Source organism: Microcystis sp. M_QC_C_20170808_M3Col (assembly GCF_007095505.1).
Classification (GTDB): Bacteria; Cyanobacteriota; Cyanobacteriia; order Cyanobacteriales; family Microcystaceae; genus Microcystis.
Map to the genome: position 1 here is coordinate 1 of NZ_SFBY01000315.1, position 4,657 is coordinate 4,657.

General features: G+C 45.2%; 6 protein-coding genes and 1 pseudogene. 3 read left to right on the forward strand and 4 right to left on the reverse strand.

Annotation, left to right across the window (positions count from 1 at the left end):
* Nucleotides 1-114: 114 nt before the first annotated feature.
* Nucleotides 115-348 carry a UPF0175 family protein gene (locus tag EWV84_RS14435; protein ID WP_287078539.1) on the reverse strand — a complete coding sequence of 78 codons (234 nt, stop codon included), beginning with the start codon at nucleotides 346-348 and terminating at the stop codon, nucleotides 115-117.
* 180 nt (nucleotides 349-528) lie between these two features.
* On the opposite strand from EWV84_RS14435, the gene EWV84_RS14440 reads away from it, so the two are divergent.
* A complete protein-coding gene (locus tag EWV84_RS14440; RefSeq protein WP_287078540.1) occupies nucleotides 529-1,218 on the forward strand; it encodes an SDR family NAD(P)-dependent oxidoreductase in 690 nt (229 codons plus the stop codon).
* Between the two features lie 237 nt (nucleotides 1,219-1,455).
* Here the strand turns inward: EWV84_RS14440 and EWV84_RS14445 are convergent, their stop codons facing one another.
* From EWV84_RS14445 to EWV84_RS14455, 3 genes are all read right to left on the reverse strand, one after another.
* Nucleotides 1,456-2,124, reverse strand: a complete 669-nt coding sequence (locus tag EWV84_RS14445; RefSeq protein ID WP_287078541.1) for a GNAT family N-acetyltransferase — start codon at nucleotides 2,122-2,124, stop codon at nucleotides 1,456-1,458.
* Nucleotides 2,125-2,191: 67 nt separating this feature from the next.
* Complete coding sequence (locus EWV84_RS14450; protein WP_287078542.1) at nucleotides 2,192-2,803, reverse strand: Coq4 family protein; 612 nt, start codon at nucleotides 2,801-2,803, stop codon at nucleotides 2,192-2,194.
* Nucleotides 2,804-3,011: 208 nt separating this feature from the next.
* Entirely contained in the window at nucleotides 3,012-3,146 is a 135-nt protein-coding gene (locus EWV84_RS14455) for a hypothetical protein (protein WP_287078543.1), read from the reverse strand.
* A 253-nt stretch (nucleotides 3,147-3,399) separates the two neighbouring features.
* On the opposite strand from EWV84_RS14455, the gene EWV84_RS14460 reads away from it, so the two are divergent.
* Nucleotides 3,400-4,050, forward strand: coding sequence for a TetR/AcrR family transcriptional regulator (locus tag EWV84_RS14460; RefSeq protein ID WP_287078544.1), 651 nt, complete (start codon nucleotides 3,400-3,402; stop codon nucleotides 4,048-4,050).
* Between the two features lie 343 nt (nucleotides 4,051-4,393).
* A pseudogene (locus EWV84_RS14465) lies at nucleotides 4,394-4,657 on the forward strand (IS630 family transposase); the annotation flags it as partial.

Genomic DNA, 4,657 nt, shown 5'->3' on the forward strand with positions numbered 1-4,657 from the left:
TGAGTTAAAAGTTAAACTTCAAGTTTTTATTCAGGACGAATGTACTGATTAACTAATTTTTTGGGGAAAATTAGTTAACCCATCATTATAACATATAATTAATTTGCAAGAGTTCTAATCATCATCTAATTCTGCAAAACCGTAATGCCTTACTACTCCACGATGGGAAAGCAATTGCCCGAATTCGTATTTATCCATCTCAACCAGTTCCCGCGCCTTACCAAAGGAGAGTATCTCTTGTGTATAAAGAGCGATGGCTAATTCCCTACGCAATTCTTGCTCAATCCGCTGTTCAGGTAGGCGAAGAGCTTGCACAATGGAGTCAGAAATTGAGATTTGCAGTCCCATCTTAACTTAAGATTATAGTGAGATTGTTTATGACTATCATGATACAACTTTTAGCTTGGCGCAGTCTAACAATTCAAATGCAGCGGACGGTTGAAAGCTGTTGGTGTTAAGTTCAATGTTGTCTGCCGCCGCTGATTTGAGGCGTTAGATTTCAGAAAACGCCTATTTCAAGAGTTGGATATGGAATCTGAGAAAAGAAAAATTGTTGTGGTAGGAGCTAGTCGGGGGATTGGTGCGGCTGTAGCGCAGCACTTTGTCCAAAAAGGTGATTGTGTATTTTCGATTTCTAGAGGTCAGCCTATCGCAGGAAAGTGGATTCAAGCAGATATTTCCACTTCAGAAGGAATCAAATCAATTGTCAGTAGCATTAGTGAATCAACTGTCGATGCCCTCTTGTTCATGGGGGGAGTTTGGGAAAACGGCGCATTCACCGAGCAATATGACTTTATGACAAGCCCTGATCAAGAAACTCGCTTTGTGATAGCTGTAAATACTATTGCGCCGATTGAACTGACCAAGCAGCTTGCTAAGAATCTTGCTAAATCTGACAACCCAAGAGCCATATTTATTGGCGCACTATCAGGATTGGATAACTCTCCAACGGTCGAAGTAGCTAATACAGCATCTAAATTTGGGTTAAGGGGAGCAGCCCAGGCATTGAAACTAGCTCTTCGTGATTACAAGATTGGTATTACAGTCATTAACCCAGGCAATATCGCCACAGAAGAAGTAATGGCAGATATTGAAGAGGGTAGATTTACAGCACAAATTCCAATTTCACTTGCAGATGTAATTTCTGCGATTGAATGGATTTTAACACTTTCAAATGCCGTGGATATTGGGGAGATAAATATGTATCAGAAAGGTTGATCAAGGAATATTCTAAGCAGATACAGGTACAAATGTTGCTGGGAGATTGTGAAATCTAACGTTAGCTGGCAAACTAAACCTAAATTGGAGCATTGTTCCCTCAAGTTAATTAAGTAGTGGAAAATGATGGATGAGCAGATTTACCCGCCCACCCATCAGATCATCTGACTAATTCTGAATAGGCTGAGCGTTCAACTCCGTTTGCTATGGGAGCAAGGGCTTTGCCCACTGCTCTTCTCACGTTTGAGCAAAGAGGGACTTAGCCAGTTTGGATGATTGGAAATCTTTAGGTGAGCGCACCATGAACCATAGGGGAGGAGCCGCAGTTTGAAAGCAAGCTTCTTCGCAAACGATAAACCCTTGGCGCTGGTAGAAACGCACAGCCCGTTCTGTAGAAGTGTACAAGCAACAAGCCTGTTCCTCACGATCGGCAAGGTCTAGCACAGGCTGCAACAGCAAACTGCCAATTCCCAATCCTTGACTTTTCGGGGTGATGGCCAGTCCATCTAAATACCAATGAGGTGAGGGACAGTGGCGTACCCGCAGCATCTCTGTAAATTCCATCAGAGCAAACAGGCGATGCGCCCCCCGCCAACCAACCCGATGCAATGTCTGCAAAATCGATAGCCACAGGTTCCAAAACGTTTCTTTCTGCACGCCAGGGGGCAACCAACTGGCAATGCCTAAAATTTCGGGAGCGGTGGTGTAAGTCCGTCCGTGCGGGTAACTGCGACGCAACGCTTCATACCAGAACCAGCGCATCGCCTCTAACCGATTCCGATCGTCCGGTAGTAAATAGCTCGCAAGCGGATCGGCAGCAAAAGCGCCAGCCATTACGTCAGAAGCACGATCGATTTCTTCCTTTGATAGGGGGGAGATCGTCACCGCCGTTGATTCGACAGACATTTCAATCATGAAAGTTCCTCCTAATTTAGAGCGATTTATTTTTTGTGAGAAAAACTGAGAGATACTTCTATTGGTTTTCCAATTTTTGAATCGGTTGAATGTTCAACTCTACTTGCCATTGGATCAGAGGTTTTTCCCACTCCTCTTCCCATTTCTGGGAAAAGAGAGACTTGGCAGTTTTACCCATTTGGAATCCCTGGGCGATCGCCTCCAGCAATTGGGGTAACGTTTCCGGTTCCCTCAAGGTGCTGGATATCAAGCTAGTTGCAACCAACATCGTTGCTAGTGGGTAGGGAAACTGGGGCAAGTGGAATGCCTGTAAGCCAATTTCACCAATCACCGAGGTATCAAATCCGGTGGCGATATGCCAGAGATCGTGAGTTTGACTCAGCCTTAGCTCAACGTATTCAGCATCTGTTTTTGCTGTCATTCCAGCATGGAGATTGGGATCGAACCCCTTTTTCTTCATCTCCACTGCGTAGATATATCCCAAGGAATCAGTGGGATAGGTGAGTAGGGTTTCCAGGTCGTGGGCAGGTGGAATGTAGCGATCGCGGATCAGGGCAGCGCAATCCGGATCTTGATTGAGATGGTGAGCCACTAGATCGTAGGCAGAAGTTTCTAACAATCCGTAAGTCAGTTCACCGACTGTTGGCAAACTATTATCTCCAAATAGCATCGATACCGATGATTTAAGGAGCAGTAGCCTGGATATAAATGACTGAACCCCTCTGAGAATTGGATTCTGCGCCTGTTTTTGTACAGGAGCGATCGCAGACATATTGGATGTAGCTGAATTAAACAGTTGCATAGAAAAATACGCCAAAAAAACTTAAATGTTGCCAAACTTTTGAGAAATTGAATACACCAAAGACACTTGCAGACTTCTACCAGAGCAAGTCAATGAGCAAGCCATAGGTGGCGACAAAATCAATGCGAGCGATCGCGTTGAAATAACGAAGCTGTTCGTGAGTCCGTTCTACCCCTGATGCAAAAAGCAATTTGAGTGGAGTAATCGTCAATACAAACCAGGGAGTGGATTGGTAGCGTACAAACCGAAACCCAAGGTGGATGTATTGCAGCGGACAGCGAGAGCGCATACTGGCAGAGCCAGCTTGCGGAGTCAGCAAGTTTTGGGGCATAACATGATCCTTTGGGACAAACTAGGTTAAGATGCGAGGACTGCTCATATTTTATAATACGAGCAGTCCTCATGTTTTGTCAAGCAAAAATATGAGTAATCCTCGTTTATTTCTAGGAATCGGGAGAACGTCCATGTCTGAAAGCCCATCACCCCCAGGCGGAATGCGCCGCAAGCCAAGGCAGGCTCGTAGTCAGGAGCGGGTCAATCGCATTCTGGATGTGGCAGAAGACCTATTTGCTAGCCAAGGCTACGCGGCAACAACCACCAACGCGATCGCGGCTCAAGCCCAGGTTCCGATCGGGTCGCTTTACCAGTTTTTTCCAGATAAAACCGCGATTTTGCAAGCTCTGGCACACCGTTATGCAGATAAGCTACATCAAAAGTTAGCCGTCGTTGATGAGGCTGAATTAGCCACGCTCTCTTTGTTAGATTACGTGAACCAGTTGATTGATACCACCGATCGCTTCTTTACTGAAAACCCTAGCTACTATGCTATTTTTATGGAGGTTCAGGGAACGATACGTGAATTGGAAGAAATTGATGAGGCAACCGATGCCACGTTAATTCAGGATTTAGCGAGTTCCTTAGCTAGGCGTGATGCAAGATTAGAACCTGTGGATTATGAAGCGATCGCCTTCGTGCTGGTTAAAGCGATCGGCACCTTATTATGGTTGTCGCTCAGTCAAGAGCCACTGTATCGGCAGCGCCTAGTAGCGGAAACAAAGCGGCTCATCTTAAACTACCTGCAAAGCTATTTCTCACGCCCGTTAAATGCCAGCTAACAGGTCACGGCAGCGGACGGACAAAGCTACTGGTGAGAAGTTGGAGGTTACTTGCCGCCGCTGCGTTTTGCCATTAGACAGACAAGTTGAAAAGTGATTTGAGAAGCTGCATTGCAAGGTTCTGGTGCTTATGTAGTTAGCCTTGTTAGCGATCGCCATCGCTGTAGGGTGCGTTCTCTAATGTGGCTCCTACTGCTCCACTGATCGATTTTGGGGAACGCACCATGCACATTTATTGAAGTTGTGAGGTTAGGTGCGATGCCGCCCTTCGACGTAGCTCAGGGCAAGTCTTGTGGGCCCAGTTGAGGAATGTTATACTTTGCACGGCTATAACTTGCATTGAGATGATCAAGAAGGCGGAATAGAAAAATTAAAAGAAATCAACTTCTATCGCCCTAAAAGTGAATTAGAGTCTCAAAGAGAAACGCTCAAAAAATATTTTGAGAAAAATCTACCAGCCACAATAAATGAAGCTGTATATAGGAGAGAAGAATTGACAGGAATAAAACGAAGCCCTACCCAAGTGAGGAAATTCTTAAAGTCAATGGGAATGAAATGTTTAAAAGTAGGTTCTCTTCCTTCTAAAGCTGACCGGGATGAACAAGAA